Consider the following 24459-nt stretch of genomic DNA (forward strand, 5'->3'; position numbering starts at 1 on the left):
CGCCTCAGAAGGCGTGCGCCATCAGCTCCCCGAACAGCTCCTGGGCCTCGACCGCCAGCCCGCGCCGGTTGAACCAGTCGCAGACATTGGTGCAGTCGCGCAGCAGGAAGTCGAAGCCCTGCGCGTTGCCGACCAGGTCGACCAGCTGGGGCAGGTCGATGACGACGAGGTGTTCGCCCGCGGCGAGGATGTTGAACGGTGACAGGTCACCGTGCACCAGTCCGGCCCCGACCAGGGTCACCATCGCCTCGCGCAGCTGTTCGAAGTACGACGCCAGCAGGCCCGGTTCCGGCCGGGTCTGTGCCAGCCGGGGTGCGGTCTCACCGTCGACGGTGATCCACTCCATCAGGATCTCGGTGCCCTCGATCTGCACCGGGTAGGGCACCGGCAGGCCCAGCTGCCAGCACCGGTTGAGGGCGGTCCACTCCGACACGGCCCACTCGCCGGCCGCCACCTCGCGACCGAAGGTGCTCTTGCGCTTGAGTGCCCGCTCGTCACGGGATCGGCGCATGCTGCGGCCCTCGGTGTACGACGCCGCGCGGTGGAACGTGCGGTGCTCCGGTGCGCGGTAGCGCTTGGCCGCCATCACCACCGACTGCACCGGGTCGTGAGGGTCGGTGCGGTCGAGCAGGAAGACGTCGGCCTCCTTGCCGGTCTTGAGGATGCCGAGGTCGGTGTCGACCGCACCCTGGGAGGTCACGACCCAGTCGGGCCGTGGCTCGGGGCCGCGGGAGAGCGGTTCGACGTCGAGCCAGGTGGACCATCGCTGGCCCGGCTCGAGGTCGTCGTAGACCTGGAAGTCGACGACGAAACGCGGGTCGAGCTCGGGGTCGAGCTCGCGATCAGGCTGGGTGGAGAGGTTCTCCGGGAACAATTCGGGTGCTCCTGTGGGTCGAGAGGATTCGGTCTGCGGGCAGGCCGGCGACAGTCATGGACATGTCAGCTCCTCTCGACGGGCCCGCTGGTGCGGGCGACGAATCGATGGTCCCTGACCCGACTCGGCTGAGCAACGGGTTTTCTTCACGTACATTGAGCCGATGCGCTGGCGGACCGTTCTCGTGGTGATCCTGCTCCTCCTGGTCCCGGCCCTGTCGGGCCCCTCGACGGCGGCCGAGCGGCAGTCGACGGTCGGGTCGCCGAAGGGGATCGACAGCTACTGGCCCCACGACGGCAACGGCGGCACCGACGCGCAGCACTACAACGTCAACGTCGACTACGACTTCGCCTCGGGCACGCTCACCGGGCGCACCGTCGTCACGATGCGGGCCACCCAGGACCTCACGAGCGTCTACCTCGACCTCTTGCTGCCCGTGACCAGCGCCAAGGTGGACGGCCGCGTCGCACGGACGACCAGGTCGACGGACCACGAGGTCCGGGTGACCCTGCCGAGGGCGGTGGCGAGCGGGACGATCTTCCGGGTCGAGCTGACCTATCGCGGCCAGCCCGCGCGCTACGACTACGCAGGCGAGGCCAACTGGCTGGCGGACGGCCAGGAGGTCGTCACCATGAACCAGCCGCACATGGCGCCCTGGTGGTTCCCCTCCAACGACCACCCCAGCGACAAGGCGCGCTTCGACATCCGGGTCACCGTGGCGCGCAACAAGCTGGTCGCGAGCAACGGCCGCTACCTCGGCCGGGTCGTCAAGGGCACCCGGGCGACGACGCACTGGCAGACCAAGGACCCGATGGCGACCTACCTCGCCTTCTTCGCTGCCGGTGACTTCGCGCGCGAGACCGGGCTGTCGGGCCACGGGATCCGCTACTACAACTTCGTCTCGAAGCGGCTCGGCAGCGCTGACCGGCTTCGCGCCACGCAGATGCTGCGCCGCACCGCGAACATGACGGACTGGCTGGAGAACTGGCTCGGCGACTACCCCTTCGCCACGACCGGCGGCGTCGTGACCAAGCTCCCCGTCGGCTTCGCGCTCGAGAACCAGACGCGACCGACGTACGGCTCGTGGATCTATCCCGGCGTGATCGTGCACGAGCTCGCCCACCAGTGGTTCGGCGACAGCGTCTCGGTGCGTCGCTGGCGCGACATCTGGCTCAACGAGGGCTTCGCGACCTTCGCGGAGGTCGCCTACGACGCGGCCCGGACCGGCCCGTCGGTGAAGAGCTGGTTGAAGCGGCAGTACGACGACAGCTGCCGGTTCGCCTCCTCGCCGCTGTGGACCCTGGACCTGCGCAACCCCGGGCGCGACGACATCTTCGACTCGGCCGTCTACGACCGCGGTGCCATGGTGCTGGCCGCCCTGCAGGGCCGGATCGGCGTGGCCGATCTCAACGAGCTGCTGCGGACCTGGGTCGCGGACCACCACGACGGCAACGTGGCGATCGCCCAGTTCGAGGCGCTGGCCGAGACCGTCTCGGGTGAGGACCTCGACGCCTTCTTCGACGCCTGGCTCGGCGGGGGAGTGCCCTCCGGCACGGCTGGCAACGGCCTGACCGGCGCCTGCCCGCCCGCCTGACGGCCCGCCTGACCTGCTGACGGCTGGGCCGGCACGGTGCGCCTCCCACGCAACAGATGGGGCGTTTGGTACCAATGTGTCGAGCTGTGCCGCTGTCGGCACGCCAGCACCAGGATGGAGACGCCCTCGTCATGAACGCCAAGAAGGTGATCGTCCTCGTGGCGATCGTGTTCCTCGGGTTCTGGATGTTCAGTGACCCGAGCGGCCTGGCCACGACCTCGAAGAGCGCCGCCACCAACGGGTGGGACATCACGACCGAGGCATTCACCGGCGTCATCGACTTCGTCGGCGCCTTCGGCTGACCCACGGGAGCGGAGCGGGTACGCGATGAGTTTCGTCTCGAGCGTCGTGCTCCGCCTCGGCGACCCCAACATCTCCAAGCACCTCCTGCGTGACGAGGGCGAGGTCGTCGTCGACGAGGTGACCCACCACTGGTTCGCCTACCTGCGCCCGGGCGCCGAGGGCATCGCCGCCCTGCTGCTGCTCGTCGCCAGCTGGTTCGTGGCCGTCGAGGTCGGCTGGTTCTTCATCATCGTCGCGGTGGTCCTGCTGTCCCACGCGTCCTGGGGCTGGCTCGCGGTGCTCCGCGACCGGTTCGTCATCACGAACATGCGGGTGTTCCGCGTCCACGGGGTGCTCTCGCAGAGCCTGGCCACGATGCCGCTCAGCCGGATCCTCGACATCTCGGTGAAGAAGCCGCTGCACGGGCGCGTCCTCGGTTTCGGCCACTTCTGCTTCGAGTCGGCCGCGCAGGAGCAGGGCCTGCGCGACATCAAGTACGTCGGTCGGCCCGACGAACGCGACCTGTCGATCCAGCGCGTGGTCCAGCGAGCAGGCCTGCGCGGTCCCCGCGTCCCGAACTGAGGCGTCCCCGACTGAGCCGGGGTGCGCGGCCCTTCGTAGGATTGGCGCCATGACGCAGCAGCCGTTCTCCCGTCCCGGAGCCATCGACCTCTCGGCGCTCTCGCGGCCTGCGCCGCCAGCCGGTGGGGGTGCCCCGAGTGGCGGCGGTGCCAGCGCAGCCGGGGGCGGGTCGGCGTACTCCGTCGCCATCGACGAGGCCAACTTCCAGAGCGTCCTCGAGGCCTCGATGACGGCTCCCGTCGTGCTGGTCTTCCACTCACCGAGCCAGTCGCCGGAGAGCGAGCAGCTCGCCGAGGACGTCGCCACCGTCGCCGGTGAGTACGACGGCCGGTTCCTGGCCGCCACGATCGACGTCGACGCCGTGCCGCAGATCGCCCAGGCGATGCAGATCCCGCAGGTGCCGCTGATGCTGGTCATCCTCGACGGACGCCCGGCGAGCCAGCCGATCCCGGGTGCCGCGCCGATCGACGACATCCGCGCCCTGTTCAACCAGCTCGCCCAGCAGCTCACCTCGCAGGGCATCGCCGGACGGCACCAGCCCAACGCGTTCGGCGCCCCGACCGCTGCCGCCGCCGAGGGTGAGGACGGCGAGCCGGAGCTGGACCCGCGCTACGCCCCCGCCCAGGACGCCCTCGCCGAGGGCGACATCGGCCGCGCGGTCGCGGAGTACCAGAAGCTCGTCGACGCGAACCCGGCCGATCACGAGGCCGCTGCCGGGCTCGCGATGGCCAAGGTGCTGCAGCGCACCCAGGGCGCGGACCTCGACGCCGCCCGCGCCGCTGCCGCAGCCAGCCCCGACGACATCGACGCCCAGACCCTCGTCTCCGACCTCGACCTGCTCGGCGGCCACGTCGAGGACGCCTTCGCGCGCCTCGTCGAGCTGATCCGGCGTACGGCGGGCAAGGACCGTGACCGCGTCCGCGAGCACCTGCTCGGCCTCTTCGGCGCCGTCGGCAACGACGACCCGCGGGTCCTCAAGGGCCGCCAGGCCCTCGCGTCCGCGTTGTACTGATCATGGGCTTCGGTGACGGAGCGAGGTTCCTGCTCCGTGGCATGCGCCTGTGGCGGGAGCGCCCTCGGCTGATGCTGCTCGGCATCATCCCGGCCCTGATCGTCGGGGTGCTCATCATGGCCCTGCTGGTCGTGCTCGTGATGTACGCCGACGACGCGATCGACTGGGCGACGCCGTTCGCCGACGACTGGAACGACGCCGTGCAGTCCGTCTTCCGCGGGGTGCTCTTCGTGCTCGTCCTCGTCGGGGCCGCGATGCTGTCCGTGGTGACCTTCACGGGCCTGACCCTCGCGGTCGGCGACCCCTTCTACGAGAAGATCTGGAAGGAGGTCGAGCTGTCCCTGGGGGGCGAGGTCCCCGACAAGGGCGTCGGCTGGATCCGCGGCATCGTCGACGGGTTGACCCTGGTCGTGCTGGGGATCGCGACGGCCGTCCTCGTCTTCGCGATCGGTCTCCTGCCGCTGGTCGGCGCCGTGGTCGGCGCCGCGCTGGGCCTGGTGGTCGCCGGACGGCTGCTCGCCGGGGAGCTCGTCTCGCGTCCGCTCGAGGCACGCGGGATGGACCGCGCTGCGCGGGTGGCGCTGATGAAGGAGCACCGCCGGGCGATGCTCGGCTTCGGTGTGAGCGTGCAGGCCTGCTTCCTGGTGCCCTTCGGCGGGATCGCCGTGATGCCCGCGGCGGTGGCCGGAGCGACCTACTTCGCGCGTGAGGTGCTGGACGCTGCCTTCGCCACGCCCGTCAGCGCGCCCGCCGGTCCGCCCGTCATCGACCCGCCGCAGGACTGAGCCCGGCGAAGGCCGCCAGCACCGCCTGGACGGCCGGGGAGTCGGCCATCGTGCGCCGGTGCAGTGCGTCGACCAGACGGATCGGCTCCGGGTCGTGGACGGGTACGGCGACCAGGTCGGCCCCGAGCGGCGCCCGACCCATCCGTGGGATGAGGGCCACCCCCAGCCCGGCGGCGACCAGGGCGAGGTGGGAGTCGAACTCGGCGGAGACATGGGCGATCTGCGGCAGGTGCCCGGTGCCGTCGTACATCCGGGACAGCCACTGGCGGCAGATGGTGCCCTCGGGCGTGGCGATCCAGCCGACGTCGCCGAGGTCGTGCGGGGTCACTCGCGAGCGCCGGGCGAGCGGGTCGTCACGGTGCACGATGAGGTCGGCGACGTCGCTGGCGACGCGGGTGGCGACGACGTGGTCGGGCACGGCGAGCGCGACCCCGCCCCACCGGTGCACGATCCCGAGCTCGACCTGACCGCTCGCGACGAGGTCGACGACGTCCCACGGCTCGCGCTCGGTGAGGGTGAGGGTGAGATCGGGGTGGGCGTCGCGGAGCTCCCGGGCGATCGGCGCGATCAGTCCGCGCATCGCCGTGGAGAACGCAGCGAGACGGATCCGGCCGGCGACGACGCCGGCGCGCTGCTGGAGGTTGGCCTCCAGCCGTTCGAGGTCGGCGAGGACCTGGTCGCCGGCGTCGACAAGGTGCTGTCCGTGACTGGTCAGCATCACGCCCCGGCCGACCCGCTCGAGGAGCGGGACGCCGGTCTGCCGCTCGAGGCGCTTGACCTGCTGGGAGATCGCACTCGGGGTGAATCCGGTCGCGCTGGCCGCTCCGACCACGGAGCCGTGGGTCGCGACGGCGCGCAGGCCGGCCAGGGCATCCAGATCAATCATGCAGCAACGCTACATGATCAGGCGCAGAACTATTCGCTGGTGCTTCACGGTTGGCGCCGCCATGCTGATCAGGTGACTCGCAAGGACCAGGCCCTCGCCGCCCTCGTCGCCGTGATCTGGGGCTTCAACTTCGTCGTGATCGACTGGGGCATGGGCGAGGTGCCGCCGCTGCTGTTCCTGGCTGCCCGCTTCCTCGCGGTGATCGTGCCGGCCGTCTTCCTGCTCGACCCGCCGCCGGTCGGCTGGCGCACCATCGCCGCCGTCGGCGCCTTCATGTCGCTGGGCCAGTTCGGTTTCCTCTACGTCGCGATGGACGCCGGGATGCCGCCCGGTCTCGCCGGACTGGTGCTGCAGGCGCAGGTCGTGCTCACCATCGTGATCGCGGCAGTCGCGCTCCGGGAGAAGCCGAACCGGGCGCAGACGGCGGGCGTGGTGCTCGGCGTGGTCGGCCTGGTCGTCGTCGGGGTCGGTCGCGGTGGCCACGTCCCCGCGATCGCACTGGCGCTGTGCCTCACGGGCGCCCTGATGTGGGCGATCGGCAACGTCGTCTCCCGCGCCTCGGGTGCCACCGGAGGCCTGTCCCTGACCGTGTGGTCGGCCCTCGTCGTCCCGGTCCCGCTGATCCTGCTGTCCCTGGTCATCGACGGACCGGCAGCCATGGCCGACGGCGTGGCCGCCTTCGGCTGGAAGGCCGGGCTCTCCACGCTCTACACCGCCGGCCTGGCCTCGCTCGTGGGCTACGGCATCTTCAACGGCCTGCTCTCGCGCAACACCTCGGCCTCGGTGGTGCCGTGGATCCTGCTGGTGCCGCCGGTCGCCATCGGCTCGGCCTGGCTCCTGCTCGACGAGGTGCCCTCCAGCGGTGAGCTCGGCGGGGGAGCGCTGCTCGTCCTGGGCGTGCTCGTCGCACAGGTGCAGCGCAGGAAGGTCAGCGACCCGATTCGGAGTACGCCGGACCCCGACCCGCAAGACTTGCCAGGGCCGCTCGCACCCGTCGGGCGGTGAAGTCGGCGGCACGCTCGTCGATCTCGGCGAGCGTGAGGAACGCCGCCGACCTGATCTCGCGGGCCTGCGGGACGATCTGGTCGGCGATGGAGGCCGGGTGCACCCCGCCGTCGAAGACCAGGCACAGGGCGTCGTCCCAGCCACCCCACGGCGGCAGCCAGTCGGTGAGGACGAGCTCGCCGGCGGGGATCTCGAGGGCGAGCTCCTCCTCGACCTCGCGGGACACCGCGAGGCGGGGGGACTCGCCGACCTCGACCACGCCACCGGGCAGGTCCCAGTCGGCCTTGTAGGTCAGCTGGCACATCAGCACCCGCGGCTCGTCGTCGACGCTCGCGTCGCCGCCGGTCTCGTCGCGCACCAGCATCTGCGCGATGCCGCGCTTGCGGGGCAGGAAGGAGTTCAGGAGGGCGCGGAAGCCCCCGGGCTCGTGCACCGGGACGTCGTCGACCAGTCGGGCGTAGACGACCACGTCGCCGGTCCGTCCCCGCTGGATGCCCTCACGGCGCAGCCCAGACCACGTCGCGATCCGCTGGGCCTCGGCGTCGTCGATGGCCACCTTGACCTCGACCCGCTCGTGCTCGGTCAACGCGTCGGCCACCTGGCGGCGTACGACGTCCACGGCGGCCTGCCAGCCGCGCTCGGTGAGGTCCGAGGTCCACGTCAGTCGCGCGACGCCGTCGTCGACGGTGGCGTGGCTGACCTCGGGCTGCTCGGACACGTCGCAAACCCTAGACGACCGGTCGTCATTCGGTCGGGGGAGCCACCAGCCAGAGCGTCGCGAGGGGTGGCAGCACGAGGTTCGCGTACGCCGGGCTGCCGCCCGGGGCGTTGGCCTCCATCGGCCCGGCAGGCAGGGCGTGGACGGTGCCGAGGTTGCCCACCCCACTGCCGCCGTACGACGCCGCGTCGGTGTTGAGCACCTCGTTCCACTCGCCGGCCACCGGGAGCCCGAGCCGGTGGTCGTGGGGGACGGCGGCGAAGTTGCTGACACACACCAGGTCAGGGACGCCGGGCTCGCCGGAGCGACGAAGGAAGGAGAAGACGTTGTGGCCGGCGTCCTGTGCGTCGATCCAGGCGAAGCCGGCAGGGTCGTTGTCCAGGCGCCACAACGCAGGCTGGTCGCGGTAGCGGTGGTTGAGGTCGCGGACGAAGTCCTGCACGCCGCGGTGCTCCGGCTTGCCGAGCAGCCACCAGTCGAGCTCGCGGGACTCGGCCCACTCCGACTCCTGCGCGAACTCGCTGCCCATCATCAGCAGCTGCTTGCCCGGATGGGCCCACATGAAGGCGTAGTAGGCGCGCAGCGTCGCCAGCTGCTGCCACCGGTCGCCGGGCATCTTGCGCAGCAGCGATCCCTTGCCGTGCACGACCTCGTCGTGGCTCAGTGGCAGCACGTAGTTCTCGGAGAACGCGTAGACGAGCGAGAAGGACATCTCGCCGTGGTGGTAGGCGCGGTGGATCGGCTCGTGCTGGAGGTAGCCCAGGCTGTCGTGCATCCAGCCCATGTTCCACTTGAAGCCGAAGCCGAGCCCGCCGCCGGAGGTCGCGCCGGTGACACCCGGCCAGGCGGTCGACTCCTCGGCGATGGTGACGATGCCCGGCACCCGCTTGTAGGCGGTGGCATTGAGCTCCTGGAGGAACTGCACGGCCTCGAGGTGCTCGTGGCCGCCGTACTTGTTCGGGCTCCACTCGCCGGCGTTGCGGCCGTAGTCGAGGTAGAGCATCGACGCGACGCCGTCGACGCGCAGGCCGTCGACGTGGAACTCCTCGAGCCAGTGGATCGCGTTGGCGACGAGGAAGTTGCGGACCTCGGGGCGGCCGAAGTCGAAGATGTGCGAGCCCCACTCCTCGTGCCAGCCGCGCTGCGGGTCCGGGTGCTCGTAGAGCGGGGTGCCGTCGAAGCGCGCCAGTGCCCACTCGTCGGTGGCGAAGTGGCCGGGCACCCAGTCGAGGATCACTGCGATCCCGGCGGCGTGCAGCGCGTCGACGAGCCGCCGGAAGCCGTCGGGGTCGCCGAAGCGTGCGTCGGGGGCGAAGTAGGACGTGACGTGGTAGCCCCAGGACCCACCGAAGGGGTGCTGCATCACCGGCATCAGCTCGACGTGGGTGAAGCCGAGGTCGGCGAGATAGTCCGGGAGGTCGGCGGCGAGCTCGTCGTAGGACCAGAACGTGCCGTCCGGGTGCTTCTTCCACGAGCCGAGGTGCAGCTCGTAGGTCGCCATCGGCTCGTTGACCGGCTGCCGGGCAGCGCGTGCCGCGAGCCAGGCGTCGTCCTGCCAGACGTGGGTGCTGGTGAACACCCGCGACGCGGTCTTCGGCGGAGCCTCGGCGTGGAAGGCCATCGGGTCGGCCTTGTGGCGCCACACGCCGTCGGCGCCCTCGATCAGGAACTGGTACGCCGCACCGGAGGCCGCCCCGGGCACGAACACCTCCCAGAGGCCCGAGCCGATCGGGTGCAGCCGGTGGGCGTTGCCGTCCCAGCCGTTGAAGTCACCGGTCACGCTCACGTTGCGGGCCTGCGGTGCCCACAGCACGAAGCTGGTGCCGGGCTCCGGGGAGCTGCGGACGTGGGCGCCGAGGACCTGCCACAACTGCTCGTGGCGGCCTTCCGCGACGAGGTGCAGGTCGATCTCTCCGAGGGTCGAGCTGTCTGCTGGCGGCATCTTCTCGAGTTTAGCCAGCCCGTGCAGAGGCTATTGATTTTCGATAGATAATGAATGATAGTCGTCTTGTTGGTCCTGTTGTTCGACAGAAGGAGCTCTCATGAGCCACGTCGCAGTCCTCGCCCTGAGGGTCGTGCTGGTCCTGGCACTGGCCGGATCCCTGCTGGTCCAGTGCGTGATGGTGCCGCTGCTCTGGAAGGACCTCGACGACGCACCCGCCGGGGTGAGGCTGTCCCTGGTGGTGATCGTGGTGCTCGGCATCGTGTGCCTGCAGGTGATCGCCGTGTGCCTCTGGCGGCTGCTGGTCATGGTCCGGCGCGGGACGGTCTTCTCCCACGCGGCCTTCCGTCTCGTCGACGTCGTCATCGCGGCCACGGCGACTGGCGCGGTGCTCACCTTCGGGATTGCCGTCGCCCTCGCGCCGGGGGAGTCGGCCGCCCCCGGGATCGTCGGACTGATCTGCGGGGTGTCCCTGGTCGTCGGCGGTGTGGCGTTGCTGGTGCTGGTGCTGAGGATGCTCCTGGTGCAGGCCGTCGCGACCGACTCGCGGGCCCGCGACCTGCAGTCCGAGCTGGACGAGGTCATCTGATGCCGATCGTGGTCCGCATCGACATGGAGCTGGCGCGCCGCAAGATGAGCGTGGGCGAGTTCGCGGAGAAGGTCGGTCTCACCCCCGCCAACGTCGCGGTGCTCAAGAACGGGCGGGCCAAGGCCGTCCGGTTCAGCACCCTCGAGGCAATCTGCCGCGTGCTGGAGTGCCAGCCCGGCGACCTGCTCGAGTACGTCGAGGAGTGAGGTTGGCGCCACGGGTGATCTGATGGTCCGGTGAGGACCGACGCCGAGCGCCAGACCCGACGCCTGCTGGTCGTCGTACCCGCAGTGCTGGCCTGCCTGTCGATGATCGGGCCGTTCAGCATCGACACGCCGTTCCCCGCCTTCCCCGAGATGGGCGAGGACTTCGGCGCGGGTGCCGGACAGCTCCAGCTCATCGTCACCGTCTACCTCGCATCGTTCGCGGCGATGAGCGTCCTGCACGGTCCGATCTCCGACGCGATCGGTCGGCGTCCGGTCATGGTCGTGTCGCTGTGCGTGTACGTCGTCGCCTCGGTCGCCTGCGCCTTCGCGCCCAGCCTGGGCTGGCTCCTGGTGGGGCGGGCGCTGCAGGGCCTCAGTGCCGGCGGCGCCACGATCGTGAGCCGCACCGTCATCCGTGACCTCTTCGAGGGGGCGACCGCCCAGCGACTGATGAGCCGGGTGGCGGTGATCTTCGGCATCGCGCCGGCGATCGGTCCGATCGTCGGCGGGCTCGTGCTGCAGCTCGGCGAGTGGCCGCTGGTCTTCTGGTTCCAGGCCATCCTCGGTGTGGCCCTCGTCCTCGCGGTGGTCCTGCTGCTGCCCGAGACCCACCCCGAGGAGCGCCGCGTCGCACTCCGCGTCGGTGTGGTGCTCGGCAGCCTGGCCGCGGTCGCCCGTGAGCCCGCCTTCCACCGGCTGGCCTGGGCGACGGCGCTGATCTTCGGCGCCCAGTTCCTCTACATCGGCGGCGCCGCGATCTTCGTCGTCGACGTCCTCGGGGAGGGCGAGCTCGACTTCTGGAAGCTCTTCGTCCCGATGATCGGCTGCATGATGCTCGGCTCCTGGCTGTGCGGCCGGGCCGCCGGTCGGATGACCGCACGCAAGCTGGTCTCGATCGGCTGCACGATCTCCTTCGTCGGCGGCGTCGTGGGGATCCTGGTCGCCGCGTCCCCGCTCGCCACGGACCTGCCGTGGGCGATCCTCGGGGTCAGCCTGATCGCCTTGGGCAACGGGATGACCTATCCCACGATGCAGCTGCTGCTGCTCGACCTGTTCCCCGGCCGCCTCGGTGCGGTGGTGTCGATGTCGTCCTTCCTCGCACTCCTCCTCAACGCGATCACCGCCGTCGCCATCACGCCGCACGTCGGCCACTCGGCGCTCGGCTTCGCCACGGCCGCCCTGGTCGGCGTCGGTGCGGGCCAGCTGCTGTGGGCGTGGCACTGCGCGATCGAGAGCCGCGACTGTGTGATCGAGGGACCGGCCGAGCTCGAGCCGGTCGAGTTGCTCTGAGTGCTCGTGGGCTCTGGTTCCGGGGCTCGTTCGGGAGTCGCTGGTCGGGTCGCCGATTGGTCACAAACCGCACGTTGAGGACCCGAATTGTTGCGGTTTGGGACCAAACCGCATGCCTGCATGCAACCTGGCCCGCCCAACCTGGCCCCACCGGGACCACCGATCCGAAACCGGCTCGCGGGCACACCTCCCGGGTGCGACGATCCTCCGGTGACCGATGCCCTGCTCCGCGCCCGTGCCGACCTGGAGGCCGGCCGGCTGTGGCAGGCGCGCGACCGGCTCACCGGCCTGCTCACCCATCGCCAGGACGACGAGGTGCTGTCGCTCCTGGCCGACGTGCACCTGCGGATGGGGGACCTGCCCAAGGCGGGTGCACTGCTCGCGGCCCTCGGACGAGAGGACGACCAGGCGCAGCTGGCGCTCGCCGCGTGGCGCCAGCGTCATGGTGACGAGGACGCGCGGCTGCGGAGCATCCCGCGGCCGGTGCGCGACGGGCGCCCGGACGTCGTCGGGGCGTTGGCGGCGGACGTCGGTGACGTCGGTGACGGGGACGAGTCGTGGGGCTGGCAGGGCAGCGCCGCGTTCGCGGGGTGCCTGCTCGTGATGCTCGCCCTGGTCGCGCTGGTGGTCGTCGGGGTCATCACCGTGGTCGGCTGGATCGTCTGAGACGACCGCGTCGCGCCGATCGCGTGCACTCGCTGCGCAGGTTGGCCGCTGGTGCTTGGATGCTGGCATGGGAGCCAAGTGCTGGATGGTCGTGTACGCCGACGGGCCGGTCGCGCCGAGGTTGCGCGGTGAGCTGGAGCTCGACGAGGAGGCCACCGAAGCCCTGGTTGCGCGGTTGCACCCCGGGGCGCGACTGACCGGCCTCGGGTACGGCGACGTGCTCGACAACGCCAACCCGCCGGACAAGGAGGCCTGGGCCGCCGTCTACGACGGGGTCGCGATCGTGTGCACGTCCAGGGTGGCCCAGGACCGGCCCAGCGACATCGATCCGACCATCGTCAAGGCGATGCCGGGGCGCACGACCCACGTCGCGGCCATGCACAGCGTGGTCGACTGGTTCGCCTTCGCCACGTGGAGCCCGACGGGTGAGCTCGTCCGCTCGCTCAGCGTGTCGCCCGACGACGGGGTCATCGAGAACGTCGGCGACCCGCTGCCGTTCGAGGGACCGTACTGGGCCGGGGAGCACCCGGTCGTGGACGACGACGAGGACGACGAATACCCGCTGCCGTTCCACCCGCTCGAGCTCGCCGAGGACGCCCTCGGCCACCTGTTCGGCTTCTGCTTCGAGGGCATCGCGCCGCCGGGCGCCCCCGACATCGAGGACCTGACCCTGCTTGGGTTCCGGATCGGCTGAGCCGAGCTCAGCTGGTCAGCCGGGCCACGCCCTCCAGCGGGATCGACAGCCACGTCGGGCGGTTGCGCGCTTCGTACACGCACTCGTAGATCGCCTTGTCGACGACGTACGCCGTCAGCAGGATCCGGTCCTGCGCGCTCAGCTCGCCGCAGTACGACGCCAGGAAGGCCCGGCGGTTGCGCCGTGCCCACTCCTCGGCCCGCACCTGACGCTGGTGAGCCTCGTCAGGGGAGTCCTCGGGCAGCGAGGCCGCGACGGCGTGCGGGGCGTAGTCGAAGGAACGGGTCATGCCGGCGACGTCGCGCCAGGGCGAGTCGGGCAGGAGCCGCACCGCGAGGGGCTTGGCGGGCTCGCCCTCGAAGTCGACGAACTTCCAGCCGGCGACGGTGCGCAGGGTCTGGCCCAGGTGGAGGTCGCCGTGGACGCGCTGGACCTCCACGTCGCCCAGGCCGGCCATCGCGGTGAAGACCGCTCGCGCACCGGCGGCGTGCTCGGCCAGCTCGGGCACGATCTCGATCGCGTCCTCGAGGCGGCCCGCCATGACGGCGGCGACCTCGGCGGCGGGGAGCCGGGAGGTGTCGAAGGAGTCGCGCAGCTGCTGGTGGACCTCGGACAGTGCCTCCCCGAGGCGCGCGGCCTCGCTGGCGAAGTCGCCCCCGACCTCCTCGGCGTGCAGGTCCGCCTCGGCGAACAGGTCGCGCACGCTGGCGAGTGCCTGCCCCCAACCGTCGCTGGCGGTGCGCAGGAACTGCTGCAGCATGCCGAGCTGTGCGTCGTCGTACCCGATCCAGCCGTAGAGCGCCGCGACATGGGTCGAGCCGGCCTCGGTCAGAGCCCGGTGGGTGGTCACGTCGGGGTTCTCGCCGGCGGTGATCTTGCGGAAGATCTTGAGCACGGCGTCCTCCCCGTAGAACACCGAGGAGTTCGACTGCTCGCCGCTGAAGATGCTGGCCGACGCCTCGAGGTCGAGGTCGTGCCCGGGAAGCCGGACGAAACGGAGCGGGGCGCCGGCTTCCGGGGGATCGACCTCGTCGAGAGCGGGAGCGGCGGCGAAGGCGTGCAGGTAGGCCGCCATCGCCTCGCGGTCGTGCACCGCGTCGTAGGCGAAGCGGCCGTCGACCACGCCGATCAGGGCATGGTCGATGCGCGCCTGCTCCTCCTCGTGGAACGAGACCGGCAGCTGGTAGAGCTCGGTGTCGCCCTCGGCGAAGGTGACCTCGACGAGGAGGATGACGGTCTCCGGGGTGTCCCCGACCGTGCCGATCTGCTCGATCCGGGTGACCGTGAACGCGCGACCCTTGCCGCCGAACCAGCGGCTCTGGGCGATGAAGGGTTCGAAGACGGCGCTGCTCACAGCACGGGCCTCCCCGTCGTGTCGGGATCAGTGAGTCGGAACCAGTAGAAGCCGTGCCCACTGAGCGTCAGGAGATACGGGAGCTCGCCGATCCGGGGGAACGGGACACCGCCGATCAGCTCGACCGGGACCCGGCCCTCGAAACGCCGCAGGTCCAGCTCGACCGGTTGCGGGAAGCGGGAGAGGTTGTTGACGCAGAGGATCACGTCGTCGGTGTCGCCGCCCTCGGGGCTGTCGGCAGCGGACAGCTCGCGCACGTAGGACAGCACGGTCGGGTTCGAGCCACCCAGGTCGGCGAACGTGCCGAGGCCGAAGGCGTCGTGCTGGCGGCGGATGTGGATCATCCGCCGGGTCCAGTGCAGCAAGGACGAGGGGTTCTCCAGCTGCGCCTCGACGTTGACGCTCTGGTAGCCGTAGACGGGGTCCTGGATGGCCGGCAGGTGCAGCTTGCCGGGCGTGGCCGAGGAGAACCCGGCATTGCGGTCGGGGGTCCACTGCATCGGCGTGCGGACGCCGTCGCGGTCACCGAGCCAGATGTTGTCGCCCATGCCGATCTCGTCGCCGTAGTACAGGACGGGGGAGCCGGGCAGGGACAGCAGCAACGCGGTGAAGAGCTCGATCTGGTTGGTGTCGTTGTCGAGCAACGGCGCCAACCGGCGACGGATGCCGATGTTGGCCTTCATGCGGGGGTCCTTGGCGTACTCGCCCCACATGTAGTCGCGGTCCTCGTCGGTGACCATCTCCAGGGTCAGCTCGTCGTGGTTGCGCAGGAAGATGCCCCACTGGCAGCCGTCCGGGATCGCCGGTGTCTGCTCCATGATCTCCGAGATCGGGAAGCGCGACTCGCGCCGGACCGCCATGAAGATGCGTGGCATGACCGGGAAGTGGAACGCCATGTGGCACTCGGTCCCGACGATCTTGCCGTCCGCGTCCTCCTCCGGCCCGAAGTACTCCACGACGTCGCTCGGCCACTGGTTCGCCTCGCAGAGCAGCACCCGGCCGGGGTAGTTGTCATCGACGAAGCGGCGGACCTTCTTGAGCATCTCGTGGGTCTCCGGCAGGTTCTCGCCGTTGGTCCCGACCCGCTCGTAGAGGTAGGGCACGGCGTCCAGCCGGAAGCCGTCCAGACCCATGTCCAGCCAGAACGCCATCGCCTCGAGCATCGCGTCGTGGACGGCCGGGTTGTCGAAGTTGAGGTCCGGCTGGTGGTGGAAGAAGCGGTGCCAGTAGTACTGGCCACGGGTCTGGTCCCAGGTCCAGTTCGAGGGCTCGGTGTCGACGAAGATGATCCGGGCGTCCTGGTAGAGCTCGTCGTTGTCGGACCACACGTAGAAGTCGCCGTACGGGCCGTCGGGGTCGCTCCGCGACGCCTGGAACCACGGGTGCGCGTCACTCGTGTGGTTCATGACGAAGTCGATGATCACCCGGATCCCGCGTGCGTGCGCAGCATCGAGGAAAGCCTGGAAGTCCTCGGTGGTGCCGATCTCGGGGAGGATGCCGGTGTAGTCGGCGACGTCGTAGCCGCCGTCGCGCAGGGGCGAGGTGAAGAACGGCGGCACCCAGAGACAGTCGACGCCGAGCCACTCCAGGTAGTCGAGCTTCTCGGTCAGGCCCCGGAAGTCGCCGGTCCCGTCGGCGTTGGCGTCGCGGAACGAGCGCACGAGCACCTCGTAGAAGACCGCTGTCCGGAACCAGTCCGGCTGGTCGTTCAGCACCACGGACTCCGTGCTCATCAGTTCCCCCTCACGCTCAGGATGTGCGCCGGCTGCGTCGGATCCAGCCGGACGTAGTTGTCCTCACGCCACGTCCAGTCGCCGCCGGTCAGCTCGTCGTGGACCTGGTACGACGTCGCGGGCGGCAGCCCGAGTGCAGCGAGGTCGAGGTGGATCATCGTCTCGCGCGCCTGGTGCGGATCGAGGTTGACGACGACGATCACGCGGTCCTGGCCCCCGTCGGGCAGGTCGGCGAGCTTCGAGAAGCACACGATGTGCTCGGAGTCGGTCGGATGGACCGTCAGGTTGCGCAGCAGCTGCAGCGCCGGGTGCGCGCGCCGGATCTCGTTCAGCCGCGTGAGGTACGCCGTGAGGTCGGCGCCGACCGTGCCGGGAGCCGTGCTGGCCGTCCAGTCCCGGCGCCGCACCTGGTACTTCTCGGAGTCGAGGTACTCCTCGCTGCCCGGGCGCACCGCGACGTGCTCGCCGAGCTCGTAGCCGGAGTACACGCCCCAGGTGGGGGAGCCGGCGGCAGCGAGGACGGCACGCAGCTTGAACGCCGCCGGGCCGCCGTACTGCAGGAACTCGTGGAGGATGTCGGGGGTGTTGACGAAGAAGTTCGGCCGCATCCGGTGCGCGGACTCCTCACTCACCTCCCGCAGGTAATCCTCGATGTCGACCTTGTCGGTGCGCCAGGTGAAGTACGTGTAGGACTGGTGGAAGCCGACCGCACCGAGGGTCTGCATCATCGGTGGCTTCGTGAACGCCTCCGCGAGGAACAGGACGTCCGGGTCGGTGCGACGCACCTCGGCCAGCAGCCACTGCCAGAACGCCACCGGCTTCGTGTGGGGGTTGTCCACGCGGAAGATCCGCACCCCGTGCGCCATCCAGTGCCGCACCACCCGCAGCACCTCGGTCGCGAGGCTGTCGGGGTGCTCGTAGGGGTGCGCGTCGAAGTTGACCGGGTAGATGTCCTGGTACTTCTTCGGCGGGTTCTCGGCGTAGGCGATCGAGCCGTCGGCCCGGGTGGTGAACCACTCCGGGTGCTCGGCGACCCACGGGTGGTCCGGCGCCGCTTGCAGGGCGAGGTCCAGTGCCACCTCGAGGTCGAGCTCGCGGGCCGCGGCGACGAAGGCGTCGAAGTCGTCGATGGTGCCGAGGTCGGGGTGGACGGCGTCGTGCCCGCCGTGCCGGCTCCCGATCGCCCACGGGGATCCGTCCCAGTCGGCCGGGATCGGTTCGCCCTCGGCCACCACGGCGTTGTTCGGGCCCTTGCGGTTGACCTCGCCGATCGGGTGGATCGGCGGGAGGTAGACCACGTCGAAGCCCATCGCGGCGATGGCGGGAAGTCGTTCGACCGAGCCTGCGAAGTCGCCCTCCGAGCGCGGGAAGAACTCGTACCAGCTGCCGAACAGGGCGCGGGAGCGGTCGACGAACACGGGGTACGGGCCCTCGGTGCTCAGCAGGTCACGCAGGGGGTGGGCGTCCAGGACCGCCTGCAGCTCAGGGGACTCGAGCTGCGCCAGGCGGGCCTCGGCGGGCCGCTTGGTGTCCTTGGCCGCCTTGATCGCGGCCTTGAGGACGGCGACGTCGTCCTTGTGCTGCCGGGCGCGGCCCAGCTGGTCGACGGTGCGCTGCAGCAGCAGGACGCCCTCGCTGAACATCAGCTCGGTGTCGATGTCGGCGCGGATCTTGATGCCCGCGGCGTGCTGCCAGGTGGCCACCGGGTCGGACCATGCCTGCACCTCGAAGGACCAGGCGCCGGGGACGTCCGGGGTCACCCAGGCGTCGTACCGGTCCACGCTGTGCCGGTCGCTCGCCGCGGTCGCGGCCATCCGGACGGGTGGGCGTCTCTTCCCGTCCGGCGCGACGAGGACCACCTCCGCGCCGAGGCGATCGTGTCCCTCCCGGAACACGGTCGCGCTCACGGGGAAGGGCTCACCCACACTTGCCTTCGTGGGGAGCCGTCCCTGGGCCGAGCCGGCGTCGAGCACCGGCCTCACGTCGATCACGGGGATGCGTCCGACCATGGGTCGAACCTATCGGTTGCGTCTAATCGACCCCGTCAGTGCGCCAGGTCCCACACGTCCACGAGCTCGCCTGCCGGCAGCGGCGCGTCGCCCGGAGGGACGTCGATCAGGGCGTCCGCACCGGCGAACCAGCCGAGGAAGCCGGAGCCCGGCGGACCCCAGGGGGTCACGGTGCCGGCCGCACGATCCAGGCGTGCGCGCCGCCACTGCCGCTTGCCGCCGAGCGGGATCAGCGCCTCGGTGAGGGCGGCCCGCACGACCGGTCGGTGCGGGTGCGGGTGTCCGTGGGCAGCGCGCAGGGCGGGCCGCACGAAGACCTCGTACGACGCCAGCGCACTCACCGGGTTCCCGGGAAGGCACACGACGGGAGTGCCCGCGACCAGCCCGGAGCCCTGGGGCATGCCCGGCTGCATCGCGACCTTCACGAACTCGACCCCGCGGGGGCCGAGGCCGTCCTTGACCACTTCGTAGGCGCCGGCGCTGACCCCGCCCGAGGTGAGCACGAGGTCGATGTCGCCACCGCTGATCTCGGCGTCGAGCAGCGCGAGGAAGCTCGGGACGTCGTCGGCGACCCAGAGCTTGCGGACCGCTTCGGCGCCGGCCTCCTCGACGGCGGCGGCGAGCAGGAACCCGTTGGCGTCGCGGATCTGGCCGGAGCCGGGCACGGGGTTATCGGCGAGCTCGGAGCCGGTCGAGACGACGAGCACGCGTGGCCGGCGACGGCAGGTGACCTCGTCGATGCCGAGCGCACCCAGCACCCCGATCTGGGCCGGACCCAGCACCGCTCCGACGCCGAGCACCTCCTGCCCGACGGCGAGATCGCCACCGGCCGGGCGGACGAAGGAGCCGAGCGCACGAGAGGCGTTGATCGTCACGGTCCCGGTGCCCCCGTCGGTCACCTCCACCTCGACGACCGCGTCGGCGCCGCGGGGCACCGGTGCCCCCGTCATGATCCGCTGCGCCGTCCCGGACGCGAGATCCCCGACGGGAGCGCCGGCGGGGATGTCGCCGGCGACGGGCAACCGGACCGGCGTGCGTTCCGACGCGCTCGCGATGTCGGCGGCGCGCACGGCGTAGCCGTCCATGCCCGAGTTGTCGAAGGAGGGCAGCTGCTCCGGGGAGAGGACCGCCTCGGCGAGCACGCGGCCCCGTGCGTCGGTGATCGGCACCTGTTCGGCCGGCCAACCGTTCGGGCCGTCGGGCCGGGCGAGCAGGGCAGCGATGTGGCTCTGGTGCTCGGCGACCGAGCGGAGGGGTGGCGTGCTCATCGTCGCCAGCCTATGCGGGTGCCTGCGGCGGCGGCCCGAAAAAGCCCCGGGGCGGGTGAGGAAGCCCCCATGGCTCCGCCTCACCCGCCCAGTGCCACTCCAACGCGGTCGGGGCGGGGGCGTTACGGCTGCGGGACCGAGGTTCTTTCGCCGCGGGCCCTTGGAACGTTCAAGTTGGACCGGTTAACGTCGACCCATGCGTGCGATCCGGAGGTTCACGGTCCGCCCCGTCCTGCCCGACGCGCTCTCTGCACTCGGAGAGCTCGCCGCCAACCTGCGCTGGTCGTGGCACCCACCCACCCAGGAACTGTTCGCCGAGATCGATCCCGATCTCTGGCAGGGCGTCGGTCACGACCCACTCCGACTGCTCGGCGAGGTGCCGGCGCAGCGGTGGGCCGAGCTGGCCGCCGACGAGGCGTACGTCGCGCGGGTCGCAGCAGTGCGGGCCGACCTGACGACGTACCTGACGGGGGAGCGGTGGTTCCAGCGCGCCAGTGCGGCGAACCCCGACGCGACGTGGCCGACCTCGATCGCCTACTTCTCGCCCGAGTACGGCATCACCGCCGTCCTCCCGCAGTACTCCGGAGGGCTCGGCATCCTGGCCGGCGACCACCTCAAGGCGGCCAGCGACCTCGGTGCGCCGATCGTCGGCGTCGGCCTGCTGTACCGGCACGGCTACTTCAAGCAGGCGCTCTCGCACGAGGGCTGGCAGCAGGAGAGCTACCCCGTCCTCGACCCCGACGGCCTGCCCCTGTCGCTGCTCCACGAGGCCGACGGAACCCGGGCGACGGTCCAGATCCGGATGCCCGACGGTCCCGACCTCCTGGCGCGGATCTGGGTGGCGTCGGTGGGACGGGTCCCGCTGCTCCTGCTCGACACCGACGTCGAGGAGAACCCGCAGCAGTACCGCCTCGTCACCGATCGCCTGTACGGCGGCAACACCGAGCACCGGCTGCGCCAGGAGCTCCTGCTCGGCGTCGGCGGCGTGCGTGCGCTGCGGGCCTACTCGCGCATCACCGGTGCCCCGGCGCCGGAGGTCTTCCACACCAACGAGGGCCACGCCGGCTTCCTCGGGATCGAGCGGATCCGCGAGCTCACGACCGGTGAGCAGGGCGAGGACGTCGACTTCGCGACCGCCCTCGAGATCGGCCGTACGTCGACGGTCTTCACCACCCACACGCCTGTCCCGGCCGGCATCGACCGGTTCCCGCGCACCCTCGTCGAGCAGTACCTCGGTGACCAGGGCGCGACTCCGGGCGTGCCCGTCGAGCAGGTGCTCGCGCTGGGTGCGGAGGACTACGAGGGCGGCGACCCCGGCGTCTTCAACATGGCGATCATGGGTTTTCGGCTGGCGCAGCGCGCCAACGGCGTCTCGAAGCTCCACGGGCACGTCAGCCGCGGCATGTTCAACGGCCTCTGGCCGGCGTTCGACGAGGCCGAGGTGCCGATCACCTCGATCACCAACGGCGTGCACGCGCCGACCTGGGTGGCCCCCGAGGTCCTCGCGCTCGCGACCGCGCAGGGCGCGGACCACGAGGGCGACGACACCGAGGCCTTCTGGGCCGCCTTCGCCACGGTGCCCGGCACCGAGGTGTGGCAGACCAAGCGGGCACTGCGCGAACGCCTCGTCACCGACGCCCGGCGCCGGCTGCGCCGCTCGTGGGAGAAGCGCGGCGCCGCCCCGGCGGAGCTGGGCTGGATCGACGACGCCCTCGACCCCGATGTGCTCACGATCGGGTTCGCCCGCCGGGTGCCGTCGTACAAGCGCCTGACGCTGATGCTGCGCGACCCCGAGCGCCTCAAGGCCCTGCTCCTGCACCCCGAGCGCCCGGTCCAGCTGGTCGTCGCCGGCAAGTCGCACCCCGCCGACGACGGTGGCAAGCGGCTGATCCAGGAGCTGGTCCGCTTCGCCGACGCCGAGGACGTGCGTCACCGCATCGTCTTTCTGCCCAACTACGACATCGCCCTCGCGCTGCCGCTCTACCCCGGCTGCGACGTGTGGCTCAACAACCCGCTGCGGCCCTACGAGGCCTGCGGCACCTCCGGCATGAAGGCCTCGCTCAACGGTGGCCTCAACCTGTCGATCCTCGACGGCTGGTGGGACGAGTGGTACGAGCCGGAGTTCGGCTGGCCGATCCCGTCGGCCGACGGTCTCGAGGACTACTCCGACAAGCGTGACGACCTCGAGGCCTCCGCGCTCTACGACCTCATCGAGTCCGAGGTCGCGCCCCGCTTCTACGACGTGGACGGCGACGGCGTGCCGACCCGCTGGGTCGAGATGCTGCGCCACACCTGGGGATCGCTCGGTCCGAAGGTGCTGGCGACGCGGATGGTGCGCGACTACATCGACAAGCTCTACGCACCCGCCGCCGCCAACTCCCGCGCGCTCGCCGCGACCGACGACGGCGCGCGCGACCTGGCGTCGTGGAAGGCCCGCGTGCGCGATGCCTGGCACGGAGTACGCGTCGAGCACGTCGAGGCGGCCGGTGTCAGTGACGCCGCCGAGGTCGGTGCGCGGCTGGGCGTCCACTCCTACGTCGCGCTCGGAGACCTCGCGCCCGGCGACGTCCAGGTCCAGCTCGTCCACGGACGCGTCGACGCCGAGGACGACCTCGTCGAGTCCACCGTCACCACGCTCGACCTCGTCGAGTCGTACGACGGCGGGCGGCACCGCTATGACGGCGCGATCGAGCTCGACCGTCCGGGTCCTTTCGGCTACACCGTGCGGGTCCTGCCCACGCATCCGCTGCTGGTCGCGCCGGCCGAGCTGGGGGTCGTCGCGCTCGCCTAGACCTGGATCGTGGCGTCCGACTCCTGCATCACCACGACGCTGCGCGCGCCGATGGTGAGCTCCTCGCCGACGATCACCTGGGTCCCCGCCGGGAGCGTGTCGTCGGTCGACAGCACGATCGTGCCCGCGTGCACCCAGTCGTTCTCGGGGAGGAACACGGTGACCGGCTCCGGGCCGGCGTGGAACCAGATCAGGAACGAGCTGTCGATCTGCTGCTCGCCCCGGGGCCCCGGGTCGCGCAGCGGTTTGCCCGACACGAACATCCCGATGGTCTGGAGCGAGGCGTCGTACCAGTCCTGGTCGCTCATCTCGCGACCTGACGGGTGCAGCCAGGCGAGGTCCTTGGGTCCTCCGACGATGGTCGGGCGGCCCTCGAACCAGTGCCGCTGGCGCAGCGCCGGGTGGTCGCGGCGCAGCTGCAGCGCGGTGCGGGTCACGTCGTACACGTCGAGCCAGGCGTTGTCGGCGCCCCAGTCGATCCAGGAGATCTCGTTGTCCTGGCAGTAGGCGTTGTTGTTGCCTCCCTGGGTGCGGCCGCGCTCGTCGCCCGCGGTCAGCATCGGGACACCGTTGGACAGGCACAGGGTCGCCATCAGGTTGGCGGCCTGCCGTCGACGCAGGGCCACGATGTCGGGGTCGTCGGTCTCGCCCTCGACGCCGTGGTTCCAGGACCGGTTGTTGTCGGTGCCGTCACGGTTGTCCTCGCCGTTGGCCTCGTTGTGCTTGTGGTCGTAGGACACGAGGTCGCGGGTCGTGAACCCGTCGTGGGCGGTGATGAAGTTGACCGAGTTGTAGGCCGAGCGGCCGTCGTCGGCGTACAGGTCCGAGGACCCGGCAAGCCGGGTCGCGACGGTCTGGGTGCCGTGGGCGTGCCCGCGCCAGTAGTCACGGATCGTGTCGCGGTACTGGTCGTTCCACTCCACCCACGGCGGCGGCATCCCGCCGACGAGGTAGCCGTCCATCGACACGTCCCACGGCTCGGCGATCAGCTTCACGTGCCGCAGCACGGGGTCCTGGCCGATCGCGATGAGCAGCTTGCAGGCCATGTCGACGCGGATCGCGTCCGGCCCGGCAGTGCGGGTGATCGCCGACATCAGGTCGAAGCGGAACCCGTCGACGTGCATCTCGGTGACCCAGTACCGCAGCGAGTCGAGGATCAGCCGCAGTGCCTGCGGGTCCTCGGAGTTGACCGTGTTGCCGCACCCGGTGACGTCCCAGTACGTGTCGTCGTACTCCTGCTCGCCGTCGACGCCCGGCGGGACCCGGCGGTAGAAGCCACGGTCGTCGAAGCCGCGGAAGGAGTACGTCGGCCCGTCCGGACCGGCTTCGGCCGTGTGGTTGTAGACCACGTCGAGGATCACCTCGATGCCGGCGGCGTGGAGGTCCTTGACCATCTGCTTGAACTCGGTGACCTGCTGGCCCCGGTCGTCGGCGGCGTAGGCCGCGTCGGGGGCGAAGTAGCTCACCGGGTTGTAGCCCCAGTAGTTCACCGCGTTGCGTTCGACCAGTGCGGGCTCGGAGAAGAACTGGTGCACGGGCAGCAGCTCGACCGCCGTCACACCGAGGTCGTGCAGGTAGTCCGTCACGACGGGGTGTCCCAGGGCGGCGTAGGTGCCGCGCACCTCTTCGGGCACGCGGTCGTGGAGCTGGGTGAATCCCTTGACGTGGAGCTCGTAGATCACCGTGTCCCGCCAGCGGCGGCGCATCGGCACCTCGTCGGCCCAGTCGAAGGCCGGATCCACCACGACGCTCCAGGCATCCGACGCCGTTCCCGAGACCGCGAGGCCATAGGGATCGAGCAGCAGGTTGTCGGCGTCGAACCTCATTCCGGCCTCGGGCTCGGAAGGTCCCTCGACCCGGTAGCCGTAGCGCGTGCCGGCCGCCAGGTCGGGCAGGGCGCCGTGCCAGATGCCCAGTGACTGCTCAGTCAGCGGGTAGCGCCGCTCGCCCTCGCCGGGGCCCTCGAGCCCGACGCAGAGCCACACCTCGGTCGCGTTCGGCGCGTACACCGCGAAGTTGGTCGACTCGGCCGACCAGGTCGCACCGAGGGGCCAGTTGCGGCCGGGCCACACCTCGGCCCGCTCACCGAGGGATCGCCACAGGCCTGGAGTCACCCGCCCCATTGTGCCGTGCGGCCAGCGCGACATGCCCAAGACGGGGGTTCAGGTGACCGCGGAGG

General features: G+C 70.7%; 21 protein-coding genes. 12 read left to right on the forward strand and 9 right to left on the reverse strand.

Annotated features, from left to right (window positions below):
- Window positions 1-4: 4 nt before the first annotated feature.
- Window positions 5-874 carry a serine protein kinase RIO gene (locus ASE01_RS12200; RefSeq protein ID WP_056751657.1) on the reverse strand — a complete coding sequence of 290 codons (870 nt, stop codon included), beginning with the start codon at window positions 872-874 and terminating at the stop codon, window positions 5-7.
- Window positions 875-1037: 163 nt separating this feature from the next.
- Here ASE01_RS12200 and ASE01_RS12205 point away from each other — a divergent pair, with 163 nt between their 5' ends.
- The 5 genes from ASE01_RS12205 to ASE01_RS12225 all read left to right on the forward strand — a co-directional run bounded on the left by ASE01_RS12205 (window position 1038) and on the right by ASE01_RS12225 (window position 5129).
- Window positions 1038-2468 carry a M1 family metallopeptidase gene (locus tag ASE01_RS12205; protein WP_056751660.1) on the forward strand — a complete coding sequence of 477 codons (1431 nt, stop codon included), beginning with the start codon at window positions 1038-1040 and terminating at the stop codon, window positions 2466-2468.
- Between the two features lie 131 nt (window positions 2469-2599).
- Complete coding sequence (locus tag ASE01_RS12210; RefSeq protein ID WP_157537296.1) at window positions 2600-2770, forward strand: hypothetical protein; 171 nt, start codon at window positions 2600-2602, stop codon at window positions 2768-2770.
- A gap of 25 nt (window positions 2771-2795) precedes the next feature.
- Window positions 2796-3332, forward strand: coding sequence for a PH domain-containing protein (locus tag ASE01_RS12215; protein WP_056751665.1), 537 nt, complete (start codon window positions 2796-2798; stop codon window positions 3330-3332).
- Between the two features lie 49 nt (window positions 3333-3381).
- Window positions 3382-4344 (forward strand): co-chaperone YbbN, encoded by a 963-nt coding sequence (locus tag ASE01_RS12220; RefSeq protein WP_056751669.1) that lies wholly within the window; start codon window positions 3382-3384, stop codon window positions 4342-4344.
- Between the two features lie 2 nt (window positions 4345-4346).
- A complete protein-coding gene (locus tag ASE01_RS12225; RefSeq protein WP_056751673.1) occupies window positions 4347-5129 on the forward strand; it encodes an EI24 domain-containing protein in 783 nt (260 codons plus the stop codon).
- Here ASE01_RS12225 and ASE01_RS12230 read toward each other — a convergent pair.
- A complete protein-coding gene (locus ASE01_RS12230) occupies window positions 5107-6015 on the reverse strand; it encodes a LysR family transcriptional regulator (protein ID WP_056751676.1) in 909 nt (302 codons plus the stop codon). The genes ASE01_RS12225 and ASE01_RS12230 overlap by 23 nt on opposite strands.
- A 72-nt stretch (window positions 6016-6087) precedes the next feature.
- On the opposite strand from ASE01_RS12230, the gene ASE01_RS12235 reads away from it, so the two are divergent.
- On the forward strand, window positions 6088-7020 hold the full coding sequence (locus tag ASE01_RS12235) for an EamA family transporter (RefSeq protein WP_056751681.1): 933 nt from the start codon (window positions 6088-6090) through the stop codon (window positions 7018-7020).
- On the opposite strand, the gene ASE01_RS12240 is transcribed toward ASE01_RS12235, so the two are convergent.
- Both ASE01_RS12240 and glgB read right to left on the reverse strand, forming a co-directional pair.
- A complete protein-coding gene (locus ASE01_RS12240) occupies window positions 6944-7738 on the reverse strand; it encodes an NUDIX domain-containing protein (RefSeq protein WP_056751685.1) in 795 nt (264 codons plus the stop codon). The genes ASE01_RS12235 and ASE01_RS12240 overlap by 77 nt on opposite strands.
- Window positions 7739-7763: 25 nt before the next feature.
- Entirely contained in the window at window positions 7764-9680 is a 1917-nt protein-coding gene (gene glgB / locus ASE01_RS12245; protein ID WP_082606004.1) for a 1,4-alpha-glucan branching protein GlgB, read from the reverse strand.
- Window positions 9681-9780: 100 nt separating this feature from the next.
- On the opposite strand from glgB, the gene ASE01_RS12250 reads away from it, so the two are divergent.
- The 5 genes from ASE01_RS12250 to ASE01_RS12270 all read left to right on the forward strand — a co-directional run bounded on the left by ASE01_RS12250 (window position 9781) and on the right by ASE01_RS12270 (window position 13125).
- A complete protein-coding gene (locus tag ASE01_RS12250) occupies window positions 9781-10269 on the forward strand; it encodes a DUF2975 domain-containing protein (RefSeq protein WP_056751690.1) in 489 nt (162 codons plus the stop codon).
- Window positions 10269-10475 (forward strand): helix-turn-helix domain-containing protein, encoded by a 207-nt coding sequence (locus ASE01_RS12255; RefSeq protein ID WP_056751695.1) that lies wholly within the window; start codon window positions 10269-10271, stop codon window positions 10473-10475. The genes ASE01_RS12250 and ASE01_RS12255 overlap by 1 nt, the downstream gene beginning before the upstream one ends.
- A 30-nt stretch (window positions 10476-10505) precedes the next feature.
- Window positions 10506-11765: a multidrug effflux MFS transporter gene (locus ASE01_RS12260; RefSeq protein ID WP_200958825.1), complete on the forward strand. Its 1260-nt coding sequence runs from the start codon at window positions 10506-10508 to the stop codon at window positions 11763-11765.
- 210 nt (window positions 11766-11975) lie between these two features.
- Window positions 11976-12431, forward strand: a complete 456-nt coding sequence (locus ASE01_RS12265; protein ID WP_056751699.1) for a DUF6584 family protein — start codon at window positions 11976-11978, stop codon at window positions 12429-12431.
- 67 nt (window positions 12432-12498) lie between these two features.
- Window positions 12499-13125: a DUF6928 family protein gene (locus ASE01_RS12270; RefSeq protein ID WP_200958826.1), complete on the forward strand. Its 627-nt coding sequence runs from the start codon at window positions 12499-12501 to the stop codon at window positions 13123-13125.
- A gap of 7 nt (window positions 13126-13132) precedes the next feature.
- Here the strand turns inward: ASE01_RS12270 and ASE01_RS12275 are convergent, their stop codons facing one another.
- The 4 genes from ASE01_RS12275 to glp are packed head-to-tail and all read right to left on the reverse strand — an operon-like array spanning window position 13133 to window position 19489.
- Complete coding sequence (locus ASE01_RS12275) at window positions 13133-14479, reverse strand: maltokinase N-terminal cap-like domain-containing protein (protein ID WP_056751702.1); 1347 nt, start codon at window positions 14477-14479, stop codon at window positions 13133-13135.
- On the reverse strand, window positions 14476-16212 hold the full coding sequence (gene treS / locus ASE01_RS12280; RefSeq protein WP_056751704.1) for a maltose alpha-D-glucosyltransferase: 1737 nt from the start codon (window positions 16210-16212) through the stop codon (window positions 14476-14478). The genes ASE01_RS12275 and treS overlap by 4 nt, the downstream gene beginning before the upstream one ends.
- Window positions 16212-18221, reverse strand: coding sequence for an alpha-1,4-glucan--maltose-1-phosphate maltosyltransferase (locus tag ASE01_RS12285; protein WP_056751707.1), 2010 nt, complete (start codon window positions 18219-18221; stop codon window positions 16212-16214). The genes treS and ASE01_RS12285 overlap by 1 nt, the downstream gene beginning before the upstream one ends.
- A 35-nt stretch (window positions 18222-18256) precedes the next feature.
- Entirely contained in the window at window positions 18257-19489 is a 1233-nt protein-coding gene (gene glp, locus ASE01_RS12290) for a gephyrin-like molybdotransferase Glp (protein ID WP_056751711.1), read from the reverse strand.
- A gap of 196 nt (window positions 19490-19685) precedes the next feature.
- On the opposite strand from glp, the gene glgP reads away from it, so the two are divergent.
- Window positions 19686-22280: an alpha-glucan family phosphorylase gene (gene glgP, locus ASE01_RS12295; protein WP_056751715.1), complete on the forward strand. Its 2595-nt coding sequence runs from the start codon at window positions 19686-19688 to the stop codon at window positions 22278-22280.
- Here the strand turns inward: glgP and glgX are convergent.
- On the reverse strand, window positions 22277-24394 hold the full coding sequence (gene glgX / locus ASE01_RS12300; RefSeq protein WP_056752203.1) for a glycogen debranching protein GlgX: 2118 nt from the start codon (window positions 24392-24394) through the stop codon (window positions 22277-22279). The genes glgP and glgX overlap by 4 nt on opposite strands.
- Window positions 24395-24459 lie beyond the last annotated feature (65 nt).

It is taken from the genome of Nocardioides sp. Root190 (assembly GCF_001428565.1).
In the GTDB taxonomy this organism is placed as follows: Bacteria; Actinomycetota; Actinomycetes; order Propionibacteriales; family Nocardioidaceae; genus Nocardioides.